Origin of the sequence: Eubacterium sp. An3, from assembly GCF_002159465.1 — a bacterium.
In the GTDB taxonomy this organism is placed as follows: Bacteria; Bacillota; Clostridia; order Lachnospirales; family Lachnospiraceae; genus Anaerobutyricum; species Anaerobutyricum stercoris.
The window spans coordinates 1-22,168 of record NZ_NFIR01000035.1; the positions used below are offsets into that span (position 1 = coordinate 1).

The following is a 22,168-nucleotide window of genomic DNA, read 5'->3' on the forward strand; positions in this document are numbered from 1 at the left end:
AAAGAAACGGTATGCGATAGGAACAAATCCGGAAAAATATCTGGATGAACTTATGAACTTGTAAAAATTTTAAAAATCGATAGGTTTAGTTGGGAAACACATTCATGCGTTTGTCGTGAGTTCACAAGGTGTTTCCGTTGACAAGGCTTACATTATTTTTTACAATAAAGACCTGGTGAAAATGTGCGGCATAGCTTTGTCCGTATGTATGCCGGCGAGGAGATCGTGGAATCGGCACGCCAGAGAATAGCTTCAAAGAGAAAAGCACCGAGAAGGAAAGGTACATTATGGATAAGAATGAAAAATGGCTGCAGTGGGCAGTGGAATTACAGAGTATCGCGCAGACAGGATTATGGTACGGCGAAGGGGTTTTTGATAAGGAACGCTATGAGAGAATCCGGGAAATCGCCGCTGATATGATTTCCTATAAGACGGAGATTCCCGTGGACAAGGTGAAGGATCTGTTCTGTGACGAGAGCGGTTATCAGACGCCGAAGCTTGACACCCGGGCGGCCATCTTTAAAGAAGATAAGATTTTGCTAGTACAGGAGAAGAATGGAACCTGGTCGCTGCCAGGCGGCTGGGTAGATGTGGATGTGTCTATCGGAGAGAATACGGTCAAGGAGGCCAAAGAGGAAGCGGGGCTGGACGTCACAGCTGATCTTGTAATTGCCATTCAGGACAGAGATAAGCATAACCTGCCTGTCTACGTACACAAAATCTGTAAGGTATTTGTATTGTGTTCAGTGAACGGCGGACAGTTTGAGGCCAACAGCGAGACTGTTGCCAGCGGATATTTCGGTCTTGATGAGCTTCCTCCTCTGGCGGAAGAGAAAAATAATGCGGAGCAGATCGCCTTATGTTTTGACGCATACCATCATGCGGATACATGGAAGACAATTTTAGAATAGGAGCGAATTATTCTGTCAGCGGATTGTTTTGCACTGCGGCGGAATAAGAAATGTCGAAAAAGCGGGATCATCCTCGTCTGACAGAGATTTATTGAGTTTTTCTTAAAAAAGTTATTGACGAAAACACATGTTATGGTATAATATAAACCAGTGCGAAAATACCCAAACAGTTGTATTAGGCACAATACGCAACTGGAGGGAGGTTAGGTGAGACAATGTCAAATATAATCGTTAAAGAGAACGAATCTTTAGACAGCGCTCTTCGCAGATTTAAGAGGAGCTGTGCTAAAGCAGGAATTCAGCAGGAGATTCGTAAAAGAGAGCATTACGAGAAACCAAGTGTTAGACGTAAAAAGAAATCCGAAGCTGCAAGAAAAAGAAAATATAAATAATTGTGCTGTAAAAAGAGCATCCGTATGGATGCTCTTTTTTTGTCTTTGTGCACAGAAAACATGTCATTTAGAAGTTTTCTGTGTGAAAGGGAAATGGTTTCTTTACATAAAAATCTCATAGATTTAACAGTAAAATCTAAAGAATTTCAAGATGGATAGTAAAATATTCTATATAAACAGAACGGGATTTCGGTTAAACTGTCATTGTAAACAAAAACGTGTGAAAAACGTTTTGGAGAAAGGAGAAAAATGTAATGAGGAAAAAATTGTTTACGACAGTGATGGCAGCAGCTCTGGCATTGTCCATGGTAGCATGCGGTTCCAGCACCGGAGATTCAGGTAACGGTGGCAGCGAAGCGAATACCGGCGCAGCACAGCAGGAGGCTTCCGGAAGCAGCGTGGCTAACAAAGACAAACCGCTTGTATGGTACAATCGTCAGCCTTCCAACAGTTCCACAGGCGAGCTTGATATGACAGCCCTTAATTTCAACGATGATACCTATTATGTAGGTTTTGATGCAAATCAGGGTGCAGAGCTCCAGGGAACAATGATCAAAGAGTACATCGAGAAGAATATTGATACTATCGACCGTAACGGCGACGGTGTTATCGGATATGTTCTTGCCATCGGTGATATCGGACACAACGATTCCATCGCCCGTACAAGAGGTGTTCGTAACGCTCTTGGAACAGCTGTTGAGACAGACGGCGCTGTAAACAGCGAACCGATCGGTACTAACACAGATGGTTCCGCAACGATCGTTAAGGATGGCCAGATTGAAGTAAACGGACAGACATACATTGTTCGTGAGCTTGCTTCTCAGGAAATGAAGAACTCCGCAGGTGCTACATGGGATGCAGCGACAGCAGGTAACGCTATCGGAACATGGGCTTCTTCCTTCGGAGATCAGATCGATGTTATTGCTTCCAACAACGACGGTATGGGAATGTCCATGTTCAACGCATGGTCCAAAGATAACCAGGTTCCTACCTTCGGTTACGATGCAAACAGCGACGCTGTAGCAGCTATCGCAGAAGGCTACGGCGGAACAATCAGCCAGCATGCAGACGTGCAGGCTTACTTAACACTTCGTGTACTTCGTAACGCTCTTGACGGCGTAGACATTGATACTGGTATTGGTACAGCTGATGAGGCTGGAAACGTACTGCAGGAAGGCGTTGACTACGAATACAATGCAGATGAGCGTTCCTACTACGCATTGAATCTGGCAGTTACAGCTGACAACTATCAGGAATTCACAGACTCCACAAAGATCTACGAGCCTGTATCCGCACAGCTTGACGAGAGCACACATGCAACAAAGAACGTATGGCTGAACATCTACAATGCAGCTGATAACTTCTTAAGCTCCACATATCAGCCATTACTGGAACAGTACGATGATCTTCTGAACCTGAATGTTGAGTACATCGGTGGTGACGGCCAGACAGAGTCCAACATCACAAACCGTCTTGGAAACCCAGGCGCATACGATGCATTCGCAATCAACATGGTTAAGACAGATAACGCTGCTTCTTATACATCCATCCTCAGCCAGTAAGAACTGCGGACTGATGAGAGCAGCAGCCGGGTCACTGGAAGACGGGAATAGATCGCCGGTCATCAGTGCAGGCGTAAAATTGTAAGCATAAAGGCGGCGCGCCGGATGAATCCGGCACCGTCGTGAAACCAGATGATTGGGGAGAGACATTCTCCCCATCATCCATGCAGACCTGGATATTTTACAGAAATGCGAGGACGAAGGAATCGGAACTTGTGTAAAGTATCCAGGAGAAGAAAACAGGAGTAAAACGATATGGCAGAAAAGAGAGAAGATATTGTCTTATCCATACGCAATATGAGCAAATCTTTCGGCCGGAACAGAGTACTTGACCACATCAATCTGGATTTGAGGAGAGGTACGGTCATGGGACTGATGGGTGAGAACGGAGCCGGTAAATCCACCATGATGAAATGTCTTTTCGGTACATACCAGAAAGATGAAGGAAGTATTTTCCTTGACGGCAGTGAAGTGAGCTTCTCGGGTCCGAAGGATGCGCTGGAGAATGGAATTGCCATGGTTCATCAGGAACTGAACCAATGTCTGGAAAGAAATGTGGTTGATAATCTGTTTCTGGGACGTTATCCGGTTAATTCCATGGGCGTTGTGGATGAAGGAAGAATGAAAAAAGAAGCTTCTGAGTTGTTCAGAAAGCTGGGAATGACTGTAAACCTGACACAGCCGATGCGGAACATGTCCGTATCCCAGAGACAGATGTGCGAGATCGCCAAGGCGATTTCCTACAATGCCAAAGTAATCGTTCTTGACGAGCCGACTTCCTCCCTGACAGTACAGGAAGTAGACAAACTCTTCGAGATGATGCGTATGCTGAGAGATCAGGGCATTTCATTGATTTACATTTCTCACAAAATGGATGAAATATTTACAATCTGTGACGAGGTATCCGTACTTCGGGATGGTAATCTTGTTATGACGAAACGTTCCGAGGATACAAATATGAATGAGCTGATCGCAGCGATGGTTGGCCGTTCTCTTGAAAACAGATTCCCTCCGGTGGATAATACGCCAAAAGATGTTATTTTATCCATTCAGCACTTATCAACAAAGTTTGAACCGCATTTGAAGGATATTTCTTTTGATGTCAGAGAAGGAGAGATTTTTGGTCTTTATGGACTGGTAGGAGCGGGACGTACAGAGCTTCTTGAAACAATGTTCGGCGTCAGGACAAGAGCGGCGGGCCGTATGTATTATAACGGTAAACTGATGAACTTTAACAGTGCCAAAGAAGCTATGGATCATGGATTTGCCATGATTACCGAGGAACGGAAGGCCAATGGATTATTCCTGAAGACGGATCTGACATTCAATACGACCATTGCCAACTTAAATCACTATAAATCCGGTCTTGCGTTATCCGATTCCAAAATGGTGAAGGCGACGGCAGATGAGATCAAAACCATGAATACAAAATGTATGGGACCGGAAGATATGATCACCAGCCTTTCCGGTGGAAATCAGCAGAAGGTTATCTTTGGTAAATGGCTGGAGCGTGATCCGAAAGTATTTATGATGGATGAACCGACTCGTGGTATCGATGTCGGAGCAAAATACGAGATTTACGAGCTGATCATCAAAATGGCGAAACAGGGAAAAACCATCATTGTTGTTTCCTCTGAGATGCCGGAGATTCTGGGTATCACCAATCGTATCGGCGTTATGTCAAACGGACATCTTTCCGGAATCGTCAACACTAAAGAGACGAATCAGGAAGAACTCCTTCGGCTCAGTGCAAAATATCTGTAATGCAACCTGCAACCTGTAGACTATACCTATCATAAGGGAGAAGAAGATATGGAGAAAGGAAATACTAAGATTCTTACGGTTGAAGAAGAAAAGAAACTGCGTCAACCCATTGATGAATTTGTAGGAAATATCCAGAAAAAAATTGACGCATTAAGGGTAGACGGAATAGATAAAGTGATTTCTCTTCAGAATACACTGGACGGAGTAAAGAGAGACCGTTCTTTAACTCAGGGAGAGAAAGAAAACAGAATCGCGACTCTTCGCACGGAAATCGAGATGGCAAAAGGAGTCGACGCGAAAAATAAGGATGAAATATCCAAATTGATCGCGGAAGCTGAAGCATATCTGAAAGAACATTTCGATGAAGAGTACTATAAACCGGTTAAAGAAAGCTGTGACCAGGAAAAAGTACTGGCAAAAGAAAAGTATAATCAGAAACTCGTGGAGCTGAAAAAAGAGCATGAGGAAAATCTGAAAAAACTGTCTGACAGTCAGGAAATCAAAGATGAGAATTATGTTTATAAGAATCGTCTTTTTGATGCGAAGCTGCAGCTGCAGAATGATCTGCAGGCAGTTAAGGACAGAAGACATGAGGCATTTTCTCATAAATATCATCTGATCGACCTGCTCCGCATGTCCAAGTTTACATTTATGGAATCCAGGGCGCAGAAGTGGGAGAATTATAAGTACACATTCAATAAGAGATCCTTCTTATTACAGAATGGTCTTTATATTGCGATCATCCTTATTTTCATCGCATTGTGTATTATCACACCGATCGTGAAGGGTGCGCCGTTACTGACTTACAACAACGTGCTGAATATCCTGCAGCAGGCATCGCCTAGAATGTTCCTTGCACTGGGCGTTGCGGCTCTGATCCTTCTGGCAGGTACTGACCTTTCCATCGGACGTATGGTCGGTATGGGTATGACGGCGGCAACCATTATCATGCATCAGGGAGTCAACACCGGCGGCGTTTTCGGACATATCTTTGATTTTACCGGAATGCCACTGGTAGGACGTATTGTTCTTGCACTGGTAGCTTGTGTGGTTCTGTGTACATTCTTTACGACAATTGCCGGTTTCTTTACGGCGAAGTTTAAAATGCATCCGTTTATTTCAACGATGTCAAACATGCTTGTAATTTTCGGTCTTGTTACTTATGCGACAAAGGGTGTGTCCTTTGGAGCTATCGAGCCGGTGATCCCGAACATGATCATTCCGAAGCTCAACGGATTCCCTACCATTATTTTATGGGCAGTCGCAGCCATTGTGATTGTATGGTTCATCTGGAATAAAACAACATTTGGTAAAAACCTGTACGCGGTAGGCGGTAACCCGGAGGCAGCAGCCGTATCCGGTATCTCCGTATTCGCAGTTACAGTAGGAGCTTTCGTTATGGCCGGTATCCTTTACGGTTTCGGTTCCTGGCTGGAATGTATCCGAATGGTCGGTTCCGGTTCCGCAGCTTATGGACAGGGCTGGGAGATGGACGCCATCGCAGCCTGCGTAGTCGGCGGCGTATCCTTTACTGGTGGTATCGGTAAAATCTCAGGCGTAGTTGTTGGTGTATGTATCTTCACAGCATTAACATACTCCCTGACTATCCTCGGTATCGACACGAACTTACAGTTCGTATTCTCCGGTATCATCATCCTTGTAGCAGTTACTCTGGACTGTCTGAAATACGTTCAGAAAAAATAAAATACATGTCTTTGAGGAAGAGCCAGATTGGATTCTGGCTCTTCTTTTGTTTCTCTTTCTTAAGAAACTCTGTTCGAATTCCGGCTGTTTACATGGAATCAGACATTTGTTATAATTTCTTTATATGAATTGAGATAGAAAGATGTAAATAGAGGGAGAAAATGATGGATAAATATACCTTGCTTTTGGTAGATGATGAGGAGGAGGTCATCCAGATCATCATTAAAAAAATGGATTGGGAGGCATTGGGCTTTTCCGTAGTGGGTCATGCCAGCAATGGAGTAAAAGCGCTGGAGATGGTGGAAGAATATCAGCCTGATGTGGTGATGACAGATATTAAAATGCCATATATGGATGGCATTGAATTGACCAGACAGATTAAGGAGCGGTATCCGGAGATTAAAATCCTTGTATTTACCGGATTTGACGAGTTTGAGTATGCCAGGGAATCTGTACATATGGGTGTGGAGGAATACATTTTAAAACCGATCAATTCCATGGAATTATCTGAGGTCTTTACCAAGCTCAGAGCAAAGCTGGAACAGGAAATCAGAGAAAAACGGAATGTGGAAACCCTGCAGCAATATTATATGGAATCTCTGCCTTTGCTTCAGGCAAATTTTTATTCTACGCTCATTGAGGGAAAGATTACAAAAGAAGATCTGGAGAAATATCTGATCAATTATCAAATTTCTCTGACAGGACCTTTTTACTGCTGCCTGGTCATTCATACATCTTCCAGCCAGGTGCCAGAGAATATTAATCCGGTGCTGCTTGATACACTGGTAAAAAAGCAGGTAGATGAACGTCTGAGCCCCAAATGGAGAATGAGACATTTTACTTATCTGGAGAATGGAGTGGCGATCATACAGCTTGACAAAGAGGATGATATGATAGAGCTGACGGACGACTGCGATAAGTTCTGCCGATATGCTCAGCGTATTCTCGGTGCAGTGGTTACGGTGGGAGTGGGCTCCTGTGTTTCTGATATCCTGCAGCTGTCGAGGTCCTATGCGGGAGCCAGAGAGGCCTTATCCTACCGGGCAATCTACGGAGCGTCCAGAGCCATTAATATCGGGGAGATTGTTCCGCAGAACAGGGAAATGGAAGCGTCAGAACAGAATTCGGAAGTGTCCACGCTGTTTAAGATGATCCGGCTTGGCGATGAGAATCGTATCAAAGAAGCGGCGGAAAAGTATCTGCAGCATCCTTCCTTCTCCGGACAGTCTTTGCAGCAGCATAATGTGGCTGTCATGGAAATGATCGGAGAATTGTACCGCTTTGCGTCCAATAATAATATTCCGGCGGAAGAAATGCTTGGCGATATGAAGCAGCTGTGCGACCGTCTGGTAGACTTTGTTCCGGATGTTCTTAAACAGTGGCTGACTGATACCAGCCTGTCTTTCAGTGAAAAACTGGCCAAGGTGAGGAGTACGTCGTCGCAGTCCATTGTCACTGACGCGAAAGAATACATTTATACCAATTATGCGGATGAAAATTTGTCCCTCGACGAGATCTGCCGGGAACTGGGAGTATCCAATTCTTATTTTTCCAGTATTTTTAAGAAGGAGACCGGAACTTCTTTCATTGGATTTTTGACAGAATGTCGTATGGAACATGCGGCGAGATTGCTCATCGAGACCGATGAAAAGAATTATGTCATAGCCGGTCAGGTGGGATATGCGGACCCGAATTATTTCAGTTATGTGTTTAAACGGCAGTTTGGGGCGTCCCCGTCCAAATACAGAATGGAGCATACAAAAAGTGAAAAGTAAAAGAATCAGATTCTGGGATTTTGTGAAGCCCAAGGAGATTCAGTCTACAATTATGGCGGCATTTTCCCTGATATCCATTTTTATCATGCTTGCCATGGGATTTGTCATGTACAATCAATTTCTTTTCGTGACCAGGGAAGAGAATGTTCAGAATACACAAAAACTCATCGAACAGACTGGAAAGAGTCTGGAAGATTATCTGGTCAGCATGCGCCAGATTTCCGACACGGCGTACTATAATGCCATTAAAGAAAGTGATTTTTCCAGGGAGAATCCGGATATCCAGGTCAAATTGAATTTGTTGTATGAGGCAAATAAAGATAAATTGAGAAGCATTGCTCTTTATAATAATTACGGAAGCCTCATGATGGCGGAACCAGTGGCGAATCAGAAAGAAAATGTGGATGTCACCAGTCAGTCCTGGTTTGAGCAGGCGATGAATAAAAAAGAAAATATGCACTTTTCCACGCCTCATATACAGAATCTTTTTGACGATGGAACACAGCATTATTATTGGGTGATTTCTCTGAGCCGCGCCGTGGAGATTACGACCAGCGGAGTCGTGCAGACCGGTGTTTTGCTGGTTGATATGGATTTTTCCAGTATATCATGGATGATGAAACAAATAAATGATTCGCAGAATGGACAGTATTACTATCTTTGTGACAGCAGCGGGGAGATAATTTATCATCCAAGACAGATTCAGATCAGTGAAGGTATTTATAAAGAGAACGCAGTTGTCAATGGAGGCTACGAAGAAGGAGTCTACGATGAGATATTTGACGGAGGACGCAGGAAAGTGGTGGTGGATACTATCAGTTATACCGGCTGGAAGCTTATCGGAGTTATTCCGTATGAATCTTCGTTTACTCATGGGATGATCAATATTCAATATTTTGTCGTCCTCCTCATGCTGCTGACCTTTATGATGATCGTGGTTGTAAATCGCATTGTCTCGGTGCGTATTTCCAGGCCGATCATGAAGCTCAATGATTCTGTGAAAGAATATGAGGCGGGTGAAAAACCGGAGATTTATATAGGAGGATCGCTGGAGATCCGTCATTTGGGATATTCGATTCAAAAATCTTATGAGCAGATCGATACGCTGATGAAAGAGATTGTCATTGAGCAGAACGAGAGAAGAAAAAGCGAGCTGGATGCCCTTCAGAGCCAGATCAATCCGCATTTTCTGTATAATGCTCTGGACTCTATCATCTGGATGATCGAAGGCGAACGTAATGACGAGGCCTCTTTCATGATATCTCAGCTGGCGAAGCTGTTTCGCATCAGTCTCTCCAAAGGGCGCACAGTCATCACCGTGAGAGAAGAGCTGCAGCATGCCAGAAGCTACATGAACATTCAGAAAATACGTTATAAAAATACATTTTCCGTGGATTTTCAGGTGGATCCGTCCATTGAGGATTGCTGTACTGTGAAGCTGATTCTTCAGCCGATATTGGAAAACGCCATTAATTACGGCGTCAGCAGCATGGACGACTGCGGGGAAATCATTGTGAGCGGAAAACGGGATAATGGAAATATCATTCTCGCAGTGGAAGACAATGGTCTTGGCATGTCCGAGGAGGAGGCGGCTTTAGTACTGACAGACAGTAACCGGGTTCACAAAAAAGGATCTGGCGTTGGTCTTGTCAATGTCAATAACCGCATCAAAATTCTTTTTGGAAAAGAATACGGACTGACGGTGGAGAGTGAACCAGATGAGGGAACCAGGGTATCCATATGTATTCCTGAGGTGCCTTATACAGAAGAAAATCGAAAAAAACTGGAAGAAGGCAATATTTTCAGCATCGAAGATACCGGTGAAATAAAACGGCAGGGTGACAGCCATGAAAAATGATAAAAAAGTATTTATATTGATAGAAGCCATTCTCGCAGTAGTATTTCTCATTGTCGCCGCGTTTATGCTGTTCGACAGAGCAGATGACAGGATTCAGAAAATATCCGTGGTCTTGCAGGATTCGGATAGTTCTCAGTGGTCTGCGCTAAAATATGGGCTTGAGATGGCAGCGGCAGATTATGACGCAGAATTGTTTGTGGTCAGTACGGGAGGCTCGCTGACTGTCGAAGAGGAAGAAGCACTTCTGGAAAAAGAAATAGATAATGGGGCCAACGGGATTATCGTGCAGCCGGTTGCCGGAGAAGGCACAGAAGAAATGCTGGAAAAAATCGGCAGGAAAGTGCCGGTCATGCAGGTGGAATCTGCGGTGACGACGGACGATGAAACGTCTGCGCTGCCGGTAGCCAGACCGGATCATTATGAAATGGGCGCTGCGCTGGCAGACGAATTGCTGAAAGATTTTAACGGCAGTCTGGAAGGAAAAACTTTGGGGATCGTTGCAAACAGCAAAGATACCTCGGCATTTCAGGATAAAGAGGAAGGATTTATGGACGGCATTGCACAGGCGGGAGGCGAGGTCCGCTGGACGGTCAATGACTATTCCGGACAGGAAGAAGAACTGGCGCTTCCGGCTTACCCTGAGGTGGATATTATCATTGCATTAGATGACAGATGTCTGATTCAGGCGGGTGAAGCCGCTGCAAATAAGAATCTGTACGGAGCAGTGGTATATGGAATTGGCAATTCCATGGAGGCGTTTTATTATCTGGATTACGGCTCTGTAGAATGCCTGATCGTTCCGGATGAATTTAATGTGGGGTATGAGAGTGTCAGAGGCTTGATACAAAAGCTTCAGCATCCGTTCCGCCGGGTCAGCGTCCGGTCCTTGTCTTATTCTGTGGTCAGAAAGGAAACACTGTTTTCTGCAGATAATCAAAACATTCTTTTTACCATGACGCAATGAAATGTAATGATGAAATAGAAGAGGAAGAGAGACTATGAAAAAAACACTGTTGACTTTGTTTTTGTGCGGAGTAGGCATGTTCTGTCTGTGTTCCTGCGGAGAGGTGTCCGGAAATACTTCTCAGAAGGTGCAGGTGGGAGTCGCCTACTATAATCAGACAGATACCTTTGTCAGAGAACTGATCGACTGTTTTAAAAATGAACTGGAGACCTATAAAACAGAGGATCTTGAGGTGACAGCTATGGTCCGGGAAGCGGCGGGGCTGGAGAAGACACAGAATGAACAGGTGAAGGAGCTTATTGATGCCGGATGCAATGTATTGTGTGTGAATCTGGTGGACCGGGCGGATCCGTCAGAGATCATTGATACGGCCAGAGAACATGATATTCCTTTGATTTTCTTTAACCGGGAGCCGGTGACAGAGGATATGATGCAGTGGGAAAAGATTTACTATGTGGGAGCCATCGCCAGGCAGTCCGGAGAATTGCAGGGAGAGATGGCGGCAGAAGTTATCAAAAATGGAGGCGTAGACCGCAACGGTGACGGAAAGATTCAGTATGTGATCCTGGAAGGAGAGGCAGATCATCAGGACGCCATTATCCGCACGGAAAATGTGGTGAATACCCTGAACGATGAAGGAATAAATCTTGAAAAGCTCAGTTATCAGATCGCCAACTGGAATCGCGCCCAGGCGGAAAACCGCATGAAGCAGATGATCCGGCAGTATAATGACGAAGTGGAGCTGGTACTGTCCAACAACGACGATATGGCGGCGGGAGCCGTTGACGCCTATGATGAGCTGAATTATACGGAGGATAACCGTCCTGTATTTTTTGGTGTTGATGGAACCTCTGTGGGACTGCAGGCAGTGAAGGACGGAGACTTTGCCGGAACTGTCTATAATGACAAGGAAGGACAGGCCTCAGTCATGGCTGAACTGTCGGTTGCCCTTGCCACCGGAGGGAGTCTCGATGCGATTACTTTTGAAAATGAGCGGTACGTTTACCTGCCGTATCTGAAAGTGACGGCAGACAATGTGGATGAGTTTTTGAACCGGAAATAAATAATAACGCGGGACGCCATGCGGACACATGATGATCGAGTGTGCCGCATGGCGTCCCGCGAGTTACGTCACGGGAAAAACCAGCTTTATGTATTTCTTCTTAAAGGCTGGCGCGTTTCCTGCTGCATATGCTCCTGGACGCCGACTTTATTTATCAATGGAAAATGTATAGATGATCTCTTTGTGATATGTTGTACCAGCCTTACAAACCGGACTTGGAAAATCCGGTTTATTGACAGCGTCCGGGAAGAACTGCGGTTCAAAGCAGACGGCGTCTCTTGGGTGATAAACGGCGCCGCCTTTGCCGTGCTCGTCCTCAAGATAGTTGGCGGTGTACATCTGGATGCCCGGATAATCGGTGGACAGATCCATGAGGATGCCGGAAGCTTCTGAATACAGGTGTACAGCGTAACGTACAGTACCGTCGTAATCATTGATCACATAGTTGTGGTCGTAACCACGCGCCTGAACCAGCTGGTCATAATCCTCTCCGATATCCTGCCCGATGGCTTTTGGCTCGCGGAAGTCCATCGGGGTGCCAGCCACGTCTGTGAAGACGCCGGTAGGGATGGACTGAGCGTCAGATGGAGTGAACCGGCTGGCGTTGACCGCAGCCATATGATCCAGAACGTCCCCTTTACCATTGAGATTAAAATAGCTGTGATTAGTCATATTGATGATGGTGTCTTTGTCCGGAACAGCCGAGAAACTGAGCTTTAACGCATTATCTTCCAGGCGGTAGGTAACCGACATTGTGAGGGCGCCAGGGAAGCCCTGATCCATGTCCGGACTGTCCAGTGTAAATGTGATGGCGGTATCCGTGTATTCCTTTACAGTCCAGATACGTTTGGAATATTGATGGAATCCGCTGTGGAGATTGTTCTCTCCGTCATTTTTATCAAGATGGTACTCGGTTCCGTTCAGAGTGAAGGCGGCGCCGCCAATGCGGTTGGCGCAGCGTCCTACATTACAGCCCAGGCTGGCTGTGTCATTTTCATAGCCGGATACGTCGTCAAAACCTAAAACCACGTCGACAGTATCGCCGTTCTTGTCCGGTGCGAAAAGGTTCACGAGAATAGAGCCGAAATCAGTGACACGGCATTCAAGCGTGTCATTTTTTAAGGTGTAAAGATGGGTCTGATGCCCGTCTTTCGTCGTTCCGAAATCCAATACTTTCATCTGAGTCCTCTCCTTTTTCATAATATTTACATGAATTACATTTACATCAACTATAACAAATATAAGAAAAAAGTTAAATGTGTAAATTGGATGAAAAATAGATTTTTTTAATTGACCTGTATGTGCAAAAGTGATATTATTAGTAAAGGATGAAGGCAATAATTGTCTAATCTGAACTATTTTCAATGAACCAGTAAGGAGGAGATTATTTTGAAAAAGATTATTAATGCAGTGGATCAGGTAGAAAACCAGATGATAGAAGGTATGGTTAAGGCTTATCCTCAGTATGTGAAGAAGCTTGACTGTGGTAACGTTGTAGTTAGAGCCGATAAGAAAGAGGGCAAGGTTGCTCTTATCAGCGGCGGCGGAAGCGGACATGAGCCGGCTCACGGCGGATTTGTCGGAAAGGGTATGCTGGACGCTGCTGTTGCAGGCGCTGTATTTACATCTCCTACTCCGGACCAGATTTATGAAGGAATCAAAGCGATCGATGCTGGTAAGGGTGTTCTGATGGTTGTTAAGAACTATACTGGTGATGTGCTGAACTTTGAGATGGCTGCTGAGATGGCTTCCGACATGGACGGCATCGAAGTAAAAGAAGTTGTTGTTAACGATGACGTTGCTGTTCAGGATTCCTTATATACAACAGGACGCCGCGGTGTTGCGGGTACTGTATTTGTACATAAGATCGCCGGCGCTCTGGCTGAGACAGGAGCAAGCCTTGACGAAGTACAGGCAGTTGCACAGAAGGTTATCGATAACGTGAGAACCATGGGAATGGCTATCCGTCCTTGTACCGTTCCGGCAGCAGGAGAACCTGGATTTGAGCTGGCTGACAACGAGATGGAGATCGGTATCGGTATCCATGGAGAGCCTGGCGTAGAGAAGAAAGAGATGGAGACAGCAGATGAGATCGTTGATACATTATTAGAGAAGATCCTTGCTGATATCGATTACTCCGGATCTGAAGTTGCTGTTATGATCAACGGATGCGGCGCTACTCCTCTGATGGAGCTCTTCGTTGTTAATAATCGTGTGGCTGACGTTCTGGCAGAGAAAGGTATCAAAGTTTACAAGACTTTAGTTGGCGAATACATGACATCTCTTGAGATGGAAGGTTTCTCCATTTCCTTACTCCGTCTGGATGACCAGATGAAAGAGCTGTTAGATGCAGAAGCAGATACTCCGGCTATGACAGTGGCTAAATAATTTACTGGCACAAAAGGCCGACAACATGCGTCGGCCTTTTCTTTCGTAAAGACAGTTTAGAAAAGAGGTATATGAATAATGGCAGACAGTGCAAAAGTAATTGAGATTATCAAAAAAATAATTGCAGATGTAGATGAGCAGAAGTTATTCCTCACTGAGCTTGACAATGTAATCGGTGACGGAGACCATGGTATCAACCTGGCGCGTGGTTTTGACGCAGTCAACGATGTGATTGGAACATTTGAGGGAAAAGACATCGGAGCCATCTTAAAAGCTGTGGGAATGAAGCTCGTTTCCACCGTAGGCGGCGCTTCCGGCCCGTTATACGGCACGGCATTTATGAAGGCCGGCGCTTACCTGAACGGTAAGACGGAGATGAACATGGATGATTTCATCGGCATGATGGATGTTGCCATTGAGGGTATCATGAAGCGCGGTAAAGCTGTGAAAGGCGAGAAGACCATGCTTGACGCCATGATTCCTGCTCTTGACGCCATGAAGGCTTCCTATGAGGCTGACAAAGACGCCAAGAAAGCGCTTGACGCCGGAGTGACAGCGGCAGAGGAAGGTATCGAGTACACAAAGACGATCATCGCGACAAAGGGACGTGCCAGCTATCTGGGAGAGAGAAGTATCGGACATCAGGATCCTGGAGCTACTTCCTTTACTCTGATGCTCAAAGCAGTGCAGGCACTGGCATAGGAGGTCATATATGGTTGGTATTGTAATTGTATCGCATAGTCAGAAGCTTGCGGAAGGTGTTGTTGATCTGGCTTCTCTGATGGCGCCTGAGACTCCGATGCGGGCTGCCGGCGGCATGGACGACGGCGGATTCGGAACCAGTTTTGAGAAGATCAATACAGCCATCGATGAGATCTATTCCGACGACGGCGTGATTATCCTGATGGATATGGGAAGCGCTGTCATGACAACGGAGATGGTTCTTGAGATGATGGAAGACCGTAAGGTAACAATGGTGGATTGCCCTGTGGTGGAAGGAGCGATCGCGGCGGCAGTAGTAGCGGCAGGAAATGCGCCGATGGAGGATGTCATTCAGGTGGCGGAGGCCGCAAAGACAACGGCAAAGTTCTGAGAAAGGACGTCAATATAATATATCAGATAAAAACAGACCACAGTATCTGGCGGTTTATGCACCGCCAGCGCTGTGGTTTTTTATGTAGGTGTCCATAAATGTATCGAAGCCGCATGGCTGCCCGAAAAAATATCCCTGAATATAGTCGGGCGAAAGTTCGCAGACTGATAAAAGCTCTTCGCTTGTTTCCACCCCTTCGATGCAGACAGAAAGCTTCAGTTCGTGAGCCATGGAACTGAACAGAGATAATAGCTGATACTCATATTCATTATGAAGTGCACGAAACGTAAAACCGCGGTCGATCTTGATTGTGTCCGGATGAAGGCTGGCAAGGTAGGCAAAATTGGAATACCCTGTTCCAAAATCATCGAGAGCGAGACTGATTCCTTCTTTCTTCAACTGGGACCACATTTGATTCAGATGAGAATCTGTTTCCAGGAGCCCGCTTTCTGTAAGTTCTATGATGATGCTTTCCGGGGTGATGTCATATTCTTTTACGGCGTTTATGACATCGTTGCCAATACGGCTTTTTAAAACCTGTACGTGAGAAAGATTGACGCTGATTTTAAAATCGGGGATATATTGCTGGAATTTTTTGCAGGCGGCAGCGGCCTGGTTCAGTATCCAGCGCCCTGCCGGAATAATTAAGCCGGTCTCCTCGAGGATCGGTATGAATTCCGTAGGAGAAACTGTGCCGAAACTGTCCGAATAAAATCGCATTAACGTTTCTGCACCGTATATCTTCTGTGTATTTGAATGGACCAGAGGCTGAAAATATGCCTCAAATCCTTCGAAATGATTGCTGATGGACTGGCGCAGCTGCTGGGTCAGAGCGTTTTTGCGGAGAAATTTCTCATAGTCCTCCTTTTCAAACAGGTAATATTGATTTTTACCCCGCCGTTTTGCCTCATTGAGAGAAAATTCAGTAAGTTTCATCACATCAGAGTAGGAAAAATCATCGATATCTTTGCAAAGAATAATACCGCAGGAAATAGTGAACATTGCCTCGTAATTGTTGGCGATGATAAATTCCTCAATGTTGTGAGATACCTGCCGGTATAACTGAATGGAAGTCTGTGCGCTTTCGCTCTGATGGTCGGTAACCATATATTCATCTCCCAGGATGTGGTAAAGCTGCTGTCCCGGAAGCAGGTTTGCGGAAATATATTCCGTTGTCTTCTGAAGAATCAGATTGCCGTACTCGATGCCGTGATGTGCGTTAATACTTTTCAATCCGTCAATGCCAAAACGCAGAAAGGCGCCCCGGGACAAAAAAGGAGTAATATTCCTCAGATAGGAATGAAAACCTGAGGTTCCCGGAATAATTTTACTGTTTTCTGTTTTTCGCTGGGAATTGATTTCGCTGATACAGCCGGTCATATAAACAGCCTGTCCATTTTCCCGGATAATATTGCTCCGGCAGTTGATCCAAACGGGAGTACGGTCCCGGCTGAGCCACCGGTACATCATATTATGTGTGTAACGGTTGCCGGTGCGGAGCTCATGAATCTCGCGTTTCAGCAGAGAATAGTCCTCCGGGTAAACAAATTGTTCATGAACGTGCATCACATCATAAAAAGAGTTATTTGGAAGACGGAAACGGCTGACGGCAGAAGGAGAAATGTAATAAAAATCATTCTGGAAGTCATAAACATATAGATAGTCATCCATAGATGAACTCAGCAGATGAATCATTTCACATAATTGTTGTACTTGAAGGGTAATATTGTTTGATTCCATAACACTTTTCCTTTATTTTTCGATTTATTGTCTCAAATGTAATTCTATACTTTATTCATGAAAAATTCAATTCAAAAAATGTGTTTCCGGATATTTTGTTCTGATTTCTTATTTTTTGCATACAAATGGAAGAAAGAGTGCTGGTGCAGAAGAGACAGCCAGGAGGGATTGGGTGTTCATAAAAAGGAAAAAGACAGAGAAAACGGTGCCGAAGCCATCCATAAAAGAGAGTTGCCGGGCATTTGTGTGCACCATGAACGGAACAGGGGAACTTAACATCGAAAACTACGGTTCTCTGGGAGATTATAATGAAGAAAAAATTGTATTGCACTGCTATAAATGCAGCATGATCATCGAGGGAGAAAAATTATTGATCGAATATTTTACAGACATTGATATGAGAATTACCGGAAAGATTCATTCTATACATTTTTAGTGTGCCGGGAGGAAACATCTATGATTTTTTCCATACTGCATTTTTTGAGCGGCTATTGTAAAGTGATTTTAAGCGGCCGAAATCAGGAGAGGTTTTTGAATATCTGTGTGAGCAAACAGATTCTTTTATGGAAACTGTCCAGACAAGACGCCCATTACGTTTTTTTTGTGAGCAGGGCAGGGATGGAAGACCTTGAGGACATATCTGCGAAAACTGGTTGTTCTTATCGTATTATCTGCAAAAAAGGGCTGCCATTTTTGTTTTACCGATACAGAAAAAGAAAAATACTTCTGGCGGCTTTTTTGATTTCGGTGCTGAGTCTGTATGTTATGTCTTTGTTTCTCTGGCAGATACAGGCAGTAGGATGCCGCAGCCACTCGCCAGAGGAGATTCTGGATTATCTGGAAGAACAGGGGATTAAAAGCGGCCGGAGACTTTCGGGCATTTCGTGTCACCAGCTGGAAGAACAAATCCGCCGGGATTTTAAAGATATTGCCTGGGTTTCCTGCGATTTAAAGGGAACGCTTCTGACAGTGACCATCAAGGAGACGCTGGATAAGGAGGCGCTTTTATCAGAAACCGAGGACGTACCTTGTAACCTGGTGGCTTCCAAAAAGGGAACTATTGATTCTATTGTTGTGCGAAGCGGCAGCGCTCTGGTAAAAAAGGGAGACAAGGTAAAGAGGGGAGATGTGCTCATATCCGGAGAAGTGGGACTTTATGATGACAGCGGGGCATTGACGGAAACAGCGCTTGTAAAGGCGGAGGGGAGCATTTTTGCCATTACCAAGATAAAATACGAGGATTCTTTTTCCATGCTCCACTATGAAAAGAGGTACACCGGGCGTTCATTTAATATGTATCAGCTGCTGGCGGGCAATACGCTGATAAACTTGCCCGGCCGAAAAGAAACCTATCGCTATTATGATGAAAAGACAAAACATAGTGTATTTCATATAGGACCTCAGCTGTATCTTCCGGTGTCACTGCATGTGACCACCCGCTCGGAATGCCTGATCACGGAGAAAATGTATAGCGAAAGCCAGGCAATGAAGGAGGCGGAAAAAAGGCTTGCTGTGTTTCTGGAGGAATACAAAGAGAAAGGAGTGGAGATTATAGAGAACAAAGTAAATATCCAGTGCGATGCGGACACATGTACGGCAAAAGGGAAAATAATCGTGCGTGAGGCTTTTGGGAAGATTCAGGAGATTACTGCGGCGCCGGAGTGATTCTCTTTTTCCCTCATTCAGAAAGTCGCGTCTCTGCCAGTCTGCAGCTGACAAAAAATCTTCTCATATTCGCTGCCGTAAACGCTCCCTTTCTGCCAGAGAAAGGCAAAGTCGTGCCTTGGATGAAAATCTTCCAGAGGTATGACACGCAGCTGTCCTGTCCGCAGATAAGGGAGAACAGCAGTCTTATAGAGAAAGGATATGCCGCAGTCGGCAAGGAGAAGCTGCACGATGGCATACATGCTGTTGATTTCTGTGATGCGCGAAAAGGAGGACAGGGAAATGTTGTTCAGATCCAGCGCTTTCTCCAGAATGTCTCTGGTGCCCGAGCCGGATTCGCGCAGCAGAAGAGGTTCAGAGAGGAGATCTTGCATGCGCGACGGCTGTGCCTGCAATGACGGCGTTTCGGACGGTGTTCCGGCGAAAACATGGGAGGCTGAACAGACTGCAACGAAATCTTCTGTGCTGAATACACGGAACGCAAACTCATCCCGGGGAAAATAACCTTCCACCAGAGCAAAATGGTAATCGCCGCGCCGCAGACCCTCCAGAAGTTCTTCTGTGTTGGCCATGGTCATCTGAATACCTGTTTTTGGATTGTCCCGGAGAAATCTCGCCAGCGGCCGGGCGATGACAAACTCGCCTATAGTAGTTGTCACTCCAAAATGATAAGAAAAAGTACCGGTGTCCGCTGTCAGCAGCGACTGTTTCAGAAGGATTTCGTCATTTTTCATGGCGGAGGCCTTCTGCAGCAGAAGCCGTCCGGCAGGCGTCAGTGTCAAGGTCTTGCCGCTGTAGGAAAACAGGGAGACGCCGTAATATTTTTCCAGATAGCGAATGTGCTGAGAGACGGCTGGCTGGGTGATAAAAAGCTCTTGCGCCGCCTTTGTGTAATTCATGTATTTACATACTGTTAAAAAAGTATGAAGTCGATGATCGATCATGGGAGCTCCTCTTCTTTTGTTTTGATTTTATCATAACATATATTTATCTATAAATAAATATTTATAATTTTATCTTCTGATAATACTATGGTAATCTATGGAAAGATTCAAATATTGATGGGTTATCTGTTGTAAAACAAACGAAAAGGAGAGAGAAAAATGAGTGCAATACAAAAAAATGTAAAAGGGCTGCTGCTTTGCCTGGTCATCGCCGTGCCGTCCTGGTTTCTCGGAAAAATGTTCCCGGTGATCGGGGGAGCGGTCATCGCCATCGTGGCAGGTATGGTGACCACCGTATTCTGGAAGGATAAGAACAGCTTTGCGCCGGGGATTACATTTACTTCAAAAAAGATTCTCCAGTGGGCGGTGGTGCTTCTGGGATTTGGCATGGATCTTGGCGTGGTATTCCAGACGGGAAAACAGTCTCTGCCTATCATCGTGTGTACCATCACCACATCGCTGGTGCTGTCCTTCGTGCTTCACAAAGCGATGGACATCCCTTCCAAAATATCCACGCTGGTGGGCGTCGGTTCCTCCATCTGCGGAGGCTCGGCCATCGCGGCCACGGCACCGGTCATAGATGCGGATGATGAGGAAGTGGCACAGGCCATCTCGGTCATTTTCTTCTTCAATGTGCTGGCGGCCATCCTGTTCCCGATATTCGGACAGATGATCGGCTTTGATACCACCTCCGGCGAGGCGTTCGGCGTCTTTGCGGGAACCGCGGTCAACGATACCTCCTCGGTGACGGCGGCGGCCTCCACCTGGGACAGCATGTGGGGGCTTGGCAGCCAGACCTTAGATAAGGCCGTTACGGTTAAGCTCACAAGAACCCTTGCCATCATCCCGGTCACGCTGGTTCTCGCCTTTCTGCGGACAAGGAAAGCCTCGGAGAACGGAGAAAATAAAGTCAGCATGAAACAGATTTTTCCGTTTTTCATCCTGTACTTTATCGCAGCGTCCGTCATTACCACCGTGGCGGTGCAGTCCGGCATTTCAGCAAATGTATTTGCGCCGGTAAAAGAGCTGAGTAAGTTCTTTATCGTCCTTGCCATGGCGGCCATCGGACTGAATACGGATATTGTAAAGCTTGTTAAGACCGGGGGCAAGCCTCTGGTCATGGGCGCCTGCTGCTGGGCAGGAATCACGGCGGTGAGCCTTCTTATGCAGCATCTGATGCATATCTGGTAGGCCGTCGGAAAAAGGGACTGGAAATAAAACGAAAAAATGTTAAAATAGACAAGGATATATTTGTATGAGGCAGAAGGGAGTGGAAGGATGAATATATCGGAAACAGAGTTTTCTTTTCCTGCGGCGCATGCGGGCAATGTGTTTGGTCAGTTTGACGCTAACATGAAAAAGATTGAGAAGGCGCTGCATGTGACCCTTATATTCAGAGGAGATAAAATAAAATTAATTGGAAGCGAGGACGACTGCCGCAGAGCAAAAGAGGTAGTCGAGGAACTTCTTGTCTTATCCGAGCGGGGCAATGTGATATCCGAACAGGATGTTAATTACGCCCTGTCCTTGTCACAGAGCGGCGAGGTCGCTGCCATGACGGAGCTTGACAGCGATATCATCTGTCATACGGTCATGGGCAAACCGGTGAAGCCGAAGACCCGGGGACAGCAAAAATATGTGAAGGCCATTGATGATAAAATGATTGTTTTCGGCGTTGGTCCGGCGGGAACGGGAAAGACCTATCTTGCCATGGCTAAGGCGATTACCGCCTTTAAAGCCAACGAGGTAAACCGGATTATCCTCACGCGGCCTGCCATTGAGGCAGGAGAGAAACTGGGATTTCTGCCGGGAGACCTGCAGAGCAAAGTGGATCCGTATCTGCGTCCCCTGTACGACGCTCTCCACGAGATCATGGGAGCGGAGACTTTCCAGAAGAACATGGAAAAAGGGCTCATCGAAGTAGCGCCGCTTGCATACATGCGCGGACGGACGCTGGATAATGCCTTTGTGGTTCTGGACGAGGCCCAGAACACAACGCCGGCCCAGATGAAAATGTTCCTGACCAGAATCGGTTTTGGATCCAAAGCCATCATCACCGGCGATATGACCCAGAAGGATTTGCCGGACGGCACCAGATCCGGCCTTGACGATGCTCTTCGGGTGCTTAAAAATATCGATGAGATCGGCGTCTGCATGCTGACAAGCCAGGACGTTGTCCGTCATCCGCTGGTACAGAAGATCGTATCTGCCTACGACGCCGATGAAAAGCGCCGCGAGGCAAGAAGCCGGGCAAGGCGGGCAGAGATGGAAGGTAAAGGCGAAAGCAGAAAAGAGAAAGCTGCGCACCGCAGGAAACGGTGACCGGCTGTCCTGCACGAGTTATA

19 protein-coding genes are annotated in these 22,168 nt (G+C 45.9%); 16 read left to right on the forward strand and 3 right to left on the reverse strand.

Features of this window, described 5'->3' with window-relative positions; translation table 11 throughout:
- The first annotated feature begins 287 nt into the window (after positions 1 to 287).
- From B5F87_RS17730 to B5F87_RS17770, 9 genes are all read left to right on the forward strand, one after another.
- Positions 288 to 911, forward strand: coding sequence for an NUDIX hydrolase (locus tag B5F87_RS17730; protein WP_087283422.1), 624 nt, complete (start codon positions 288 to 290; stop codon positions 909 to 911).
- 215 nt (positions 912 to 1,126) lie between these two features.
- A complete protein-coding gene (rpsU, locus tag B5F87_RS17735) occupies positions 1,127 to 1,303 on the forward strand; it encodes a 30S ribosomal protein S21 (RefSeq protein ID WP_087283424.1) in 177 nt (58 codons plus the stop codon).
- A gap of 254 nt (positions 1,304 to 1,557) precedes the next feature.
- Positions 1,558 to 2,865, forward strand: a complete 1,308-nt coding sequence (locus B5F87_RS17740; protein ID WP_087283426.1) for a substrate-binding domain-containing protein — start codon at positions 1,558 to 1,560, stop codon at positions 2,863 to 2,865.
- A 255-nt stretch (positions 2,866 to 3,120) separates the two neighbouring features.
- Positions 3,121 to 4,629, forward strand: coding sequence for a sugar ABC transporter ATP-binding protein (locus B5F87_RS17745; RefSeq protein ID WP_087283428.1), 1,509 nt, complete (start codon positions 3,121 to 3,123; stop codon positions 4,627 to 4,629).
- Between the two features lie 48 nt (positions 4,630 to 4,677).
- Complete coding sequence (locus B5F87_RS17750; RefSeq protein ID WP_087283430.1) at positions 4,678 to 6,333, forward strand: galactoside ABC transporter permease; 1,656 nt, start codon at positions 4,678 to 4,680, stop codon at positions 6,331 to 6,333.
- A gap of 161 nt (positions 6,334 to 6,494) precedes the next feature.
- A complete protein-coding gene (locus B5F87_RS17755) occupies positions 6,495 to 8,108 on the forward strand; it encodes a response regulator (protein WP_343215781.1) in 1,614 nt (537 codons plus the stop codon).
- Positions 8,098 to 9,966 carry a sensor histidine kinase gene (locus B5F87_RS17760; protein WP_343215782.1) on the forward strand — a complete coding sequence of 623 codons (1,869 nt, stop codon included), beginning with the start codon at positions 8,098 to 8,100 and terminating at the stop codon, positions 9,964 to 9,966. Before B5F87_RS17755 ends, B5F87_RS17760 begins: the two co-directional genes overlap by 11 nt.
- Positions 9,956 to 10,930, forward strand: coding sequence for a substrate-binding domain-containing protein (locus B5F87_RS17765; RefSeq protein WP_087283434.1), 975 nt, complete (start codon positions 9,956 to 9,958; stop codon positions 10,928 to 10,930). The genes B5F87_RS17760 and B5F87_RS17765 overlap by 11 nt, the downstream gene beginning before the upstream one ends.
- A 34-nt stretch (positions 10,931 to 10,964) precedes the next feature.
- On the forward strand, positions 10,965 to 11,993 hold the full coding sequence (locus B5F87_RS17770) for a galactose ABC transporter substrate-binding protein (protein ID WP_087283436.1): 1,029 nt from the start codon (positions 10,965 to 10,967) through the stop codon (positions 11,991 to 11,993).
- A gap of 147 nt (positions 11,994 to 12,140) precedes the next feature.
- Here B5F87_RS17770 and B5F87_RS17775 read toward each other — a convergent pair whose 3' ends face one another.
- Positions 12,141 to 13,172, reverse strand: a complete 1,032-nt coding sequence (locus B5F87_RS17775; RefSeq protein ID WP_087283438.1) for an aldose epimerase family protein — start codon at positions 13,170 to 13,172, stop codon at positions 12,141 to 12,143.
- Positions 13,173 to 13,382: 210 nt separating this feature from the next.
- On the opposite strand from B5F87_RS17775, the gene dhaK reads away from it, so the two are divergent.
- From dhaK to dhaM, 3 genes are all read left to right on the forward strand, one after another.
- On the forward strand, positions 13,383 to 14,381 hold the full coding sequence (gene dhaK, locus B5F87_RS17780) for a dihydroxyacetone kinase subunit DhaK (protein WP_087283440.1): 999 nt from the start codon (positions 13,383 to 13,385) through the stop codon (positions 14,379 to 14,381).
- A gap of 78 nt (positions 14,382 to 14,459) precedes the next feature.
- Positions 14,460 to 15,083, forward strand: coding sequence for a dihydroxyacetone kinase subunit DhaL (gene dhaL, locus B5F87_RS17785; RefSeq protein WP_087283442.1), 624 nt, complete (start codon positions 14,460 to 14,462; stop codon positions 15,081 to 15,083).
- 10 nt (positions 15,084 to 15,093) lie between these two features.
- The gene (dhaM, locus tag B5F87_RS17790) at positions 15,094 to 15,474 is read left to right on the forward strand and encodes a dihydroxyacetone kinase phosphoryl donor subunit DhaM (RefSeq protein WP_087283444.1); all 381 of its coding nucleotides are present in this window, start codon (positions 15,094 to 15,096) and stop codon (positions 15,472 to 15,474) included.
- Positions 15,475 to 15,528: 54 nt separating this feature from the next.
- Here the strand turns inward: dhaM and B5F87_RS17795 are convergent, their stop codons facing one another.
- On the reverse strand, positions 15,529 to 17,214 hold the full coding sequence (locus B5F87_RS17795; protein WP_087283446.1) for an EAL domain-containing protein: 1,686 nt from the start codon (positions 17,212 to 17,214) through the stop codon (positions 15,529 to 15,531).
- Between the two features lie 172 nt (positions 17,215 to 17,386).
- Between B5F87_RS17795 and B5F87_RS17800 the strand changes: the two genes are divergently transcribed.
- Complete coding sequence (locus tag B5F87_RS17800) at positions 17,387 to 17,650, forward strand: YabP/YqfC family sporulation protein (protein WP_087283448.1); 264 nt, start codon at positions 17,387 to 17,389, stop codon at positions 17,648 to 17,650.
- A 20-nt stretch (positions 17,651 to 17,670) separates the two neighbouring features.
- Positions 17,671 to 18,879 carry a sporulation protein YqfD gene (locus tag B5F87_RS17805; RefSeq protein ID WP_087283450.1) on the forward strand — a complete coding sequence of 403 codons (1,209 nt, stop codon included), beginning with the start codon at positions 17,671 to 17,673 and terminating at the stop codon, positions 18,877 to 18,879.
- A 17-nt stretch (positions 18,880 to 18,896) separates the two neighbouring features.
- Here B5F87_RS17805 and B5F87_RS17810 read toward each other — a convergent pair whose 3' ends face one another.
- The gene (locus B5F87_RS17810; RefSeq protein WP_087283452.1) at positions 18,897 to 19,823 is read right to left on the reverse strand and encodes a LysR family transcriptional regulator; all 927 of its coding nucleotides are present in this window, start codon (positions 19,821 to 19,823) and stop codon (positions 18,897 to 18,899) included.
- Positions 19,824 to 19,982: 159 nt separating this feature from the next.
- On the opposite strand from B5F87_RS17810, the gene B5F87_RS17815 reads away from it, so the two are divergent.
- Positions 19,983 to 21,014 (forward strand): YeiH family protein, encoded by a 1,032-nt coding sequence (locus B5F87_RS17815; RefSeq protein ID WP_087283454.1) that lies wholly within the window; start codon positions 19,983 to 19,985, stop codon positions 21,012 to 21,014.
- A gap of 87 nt (positions 21,015 to 21,101) precedes the next feature.
- On the forward strand, positions 21,102 to 22,145 hold the full coding sequence (locus tag B5F87_RS17820) for a PhoH family protein (RefSeq protein WP_087283456.1): 1,044 nt from the start codon (positions 21,102 to 21,104) through the stop codon (positions 22,143 to 22,145).
- The last annotated feature ends 23 nt before the right edge of the window (positions 22,146 to 22,168 follow it).

Coding starts and splice junctions, on each gene's coding strand:
- B5F87_RS17730 (WP_087283422.1), top strand. CDS start 288: ATGGATAAGAATGAAAAATGGCTGCAGTGGGCAGTGGAATTACAGAGT.
- rpsU (WP_087283424.1), top strand. CDS start 1,127: ATGTCAAATATAATCGTTAAAGAGAACGAATCTTTAGACAGCGCTCTT.
- B5F87_RS17740 (WP_087283426.1), top strand. CDS start 1,558: ATGAGGAAAAAATTGTTTACGACAGTGATGGCAGCAGCTCTGGCATTG.
- B5F87_RS17745 (WP_087283428.1), top strand. CDS start 3,121: ATGGCAGAAAAGAGAGAAGATATTGTCTTATCCATACGCAATATGAGC.
- B5F87_RS17750 (WP_087283430.1), top strand. CDS start 4,678: ATGGAGAAAGGAAATACTAAGATTCTTACGGTTGAAGAAGAAAAGAAA.
- B5F87_RS17755 (WP_343215781.1), top strand. CDS start 6,495: ATGATGGATAAATATACCTTGCTTTTGGTAGATGATGAGGAGGAGGTC.
- B5F87_RS17765 (WP_087283434.1), top strand. CDS start 9,956: ATGAAAAATGATAAAAAAGTATTTATATTGATAGAAGCCATTCTCGCA.
- B5F87_RS17770 (WP_087283436.1), top strand. CDS start 10,965: ATGAAAAAAACACTGTTGACTTTGTTTTTGTGCGGAGTAGGCATGTTC.
- B5F87_RS17775 (WP_087283438.1), bottom strand. CDS start 13,172: ATGAAAGTATTGGATTTCGGAACGACGAAAGACGGGCATCAGACCCAT.
- dhaL (WP_087283442.1), top strand. CDS start 14,460: ATGGCAGACAGTGCAAAAGTAATTGAGATTATCAAAAAAATAATTGCA.
- dhaM (WP_087283444.1), top strand. CDS start 15,094: ATGGTTGGTATTGTAATTGTATCGCATAGTCAGAAGCTTGCGGAAGGT.
- B5F87_RS17795 (WP_087283446.1), bottom strand. CDS start 17,214: ATGGAATCAAACAATATTACCCTTCAAGTACAACAATTATGTGAAATG.
- B5F87_RS17805 (WP_087283450.1), top strand. CDS start 17,671: ATGATTTTTTCCATACTGCATTTTTTGAGCGGCTATTGTAAAGTGATT.
- B5F87_RS17810 (WP_087283452.1), bottom strand. CDS start 19,823: ATGATCGATCATCGACTTCATACTTTTTTAACAGTATGTAAATACATG.
- B5F87_RS17815 (WP_087283454.1), top strand. CDS start 19,983: ATGAGTGCAATACAAAAAAATGTAAAAGGGCTGCTGCTTTGCCTGGTC.
- B5F87_RS17820 (WP_087283456.1), top strand. CDS start 21,102: ATGAATATATCGGAAACAGAGTTTTCTTTTCCTGCGGCGCATGCGGGC.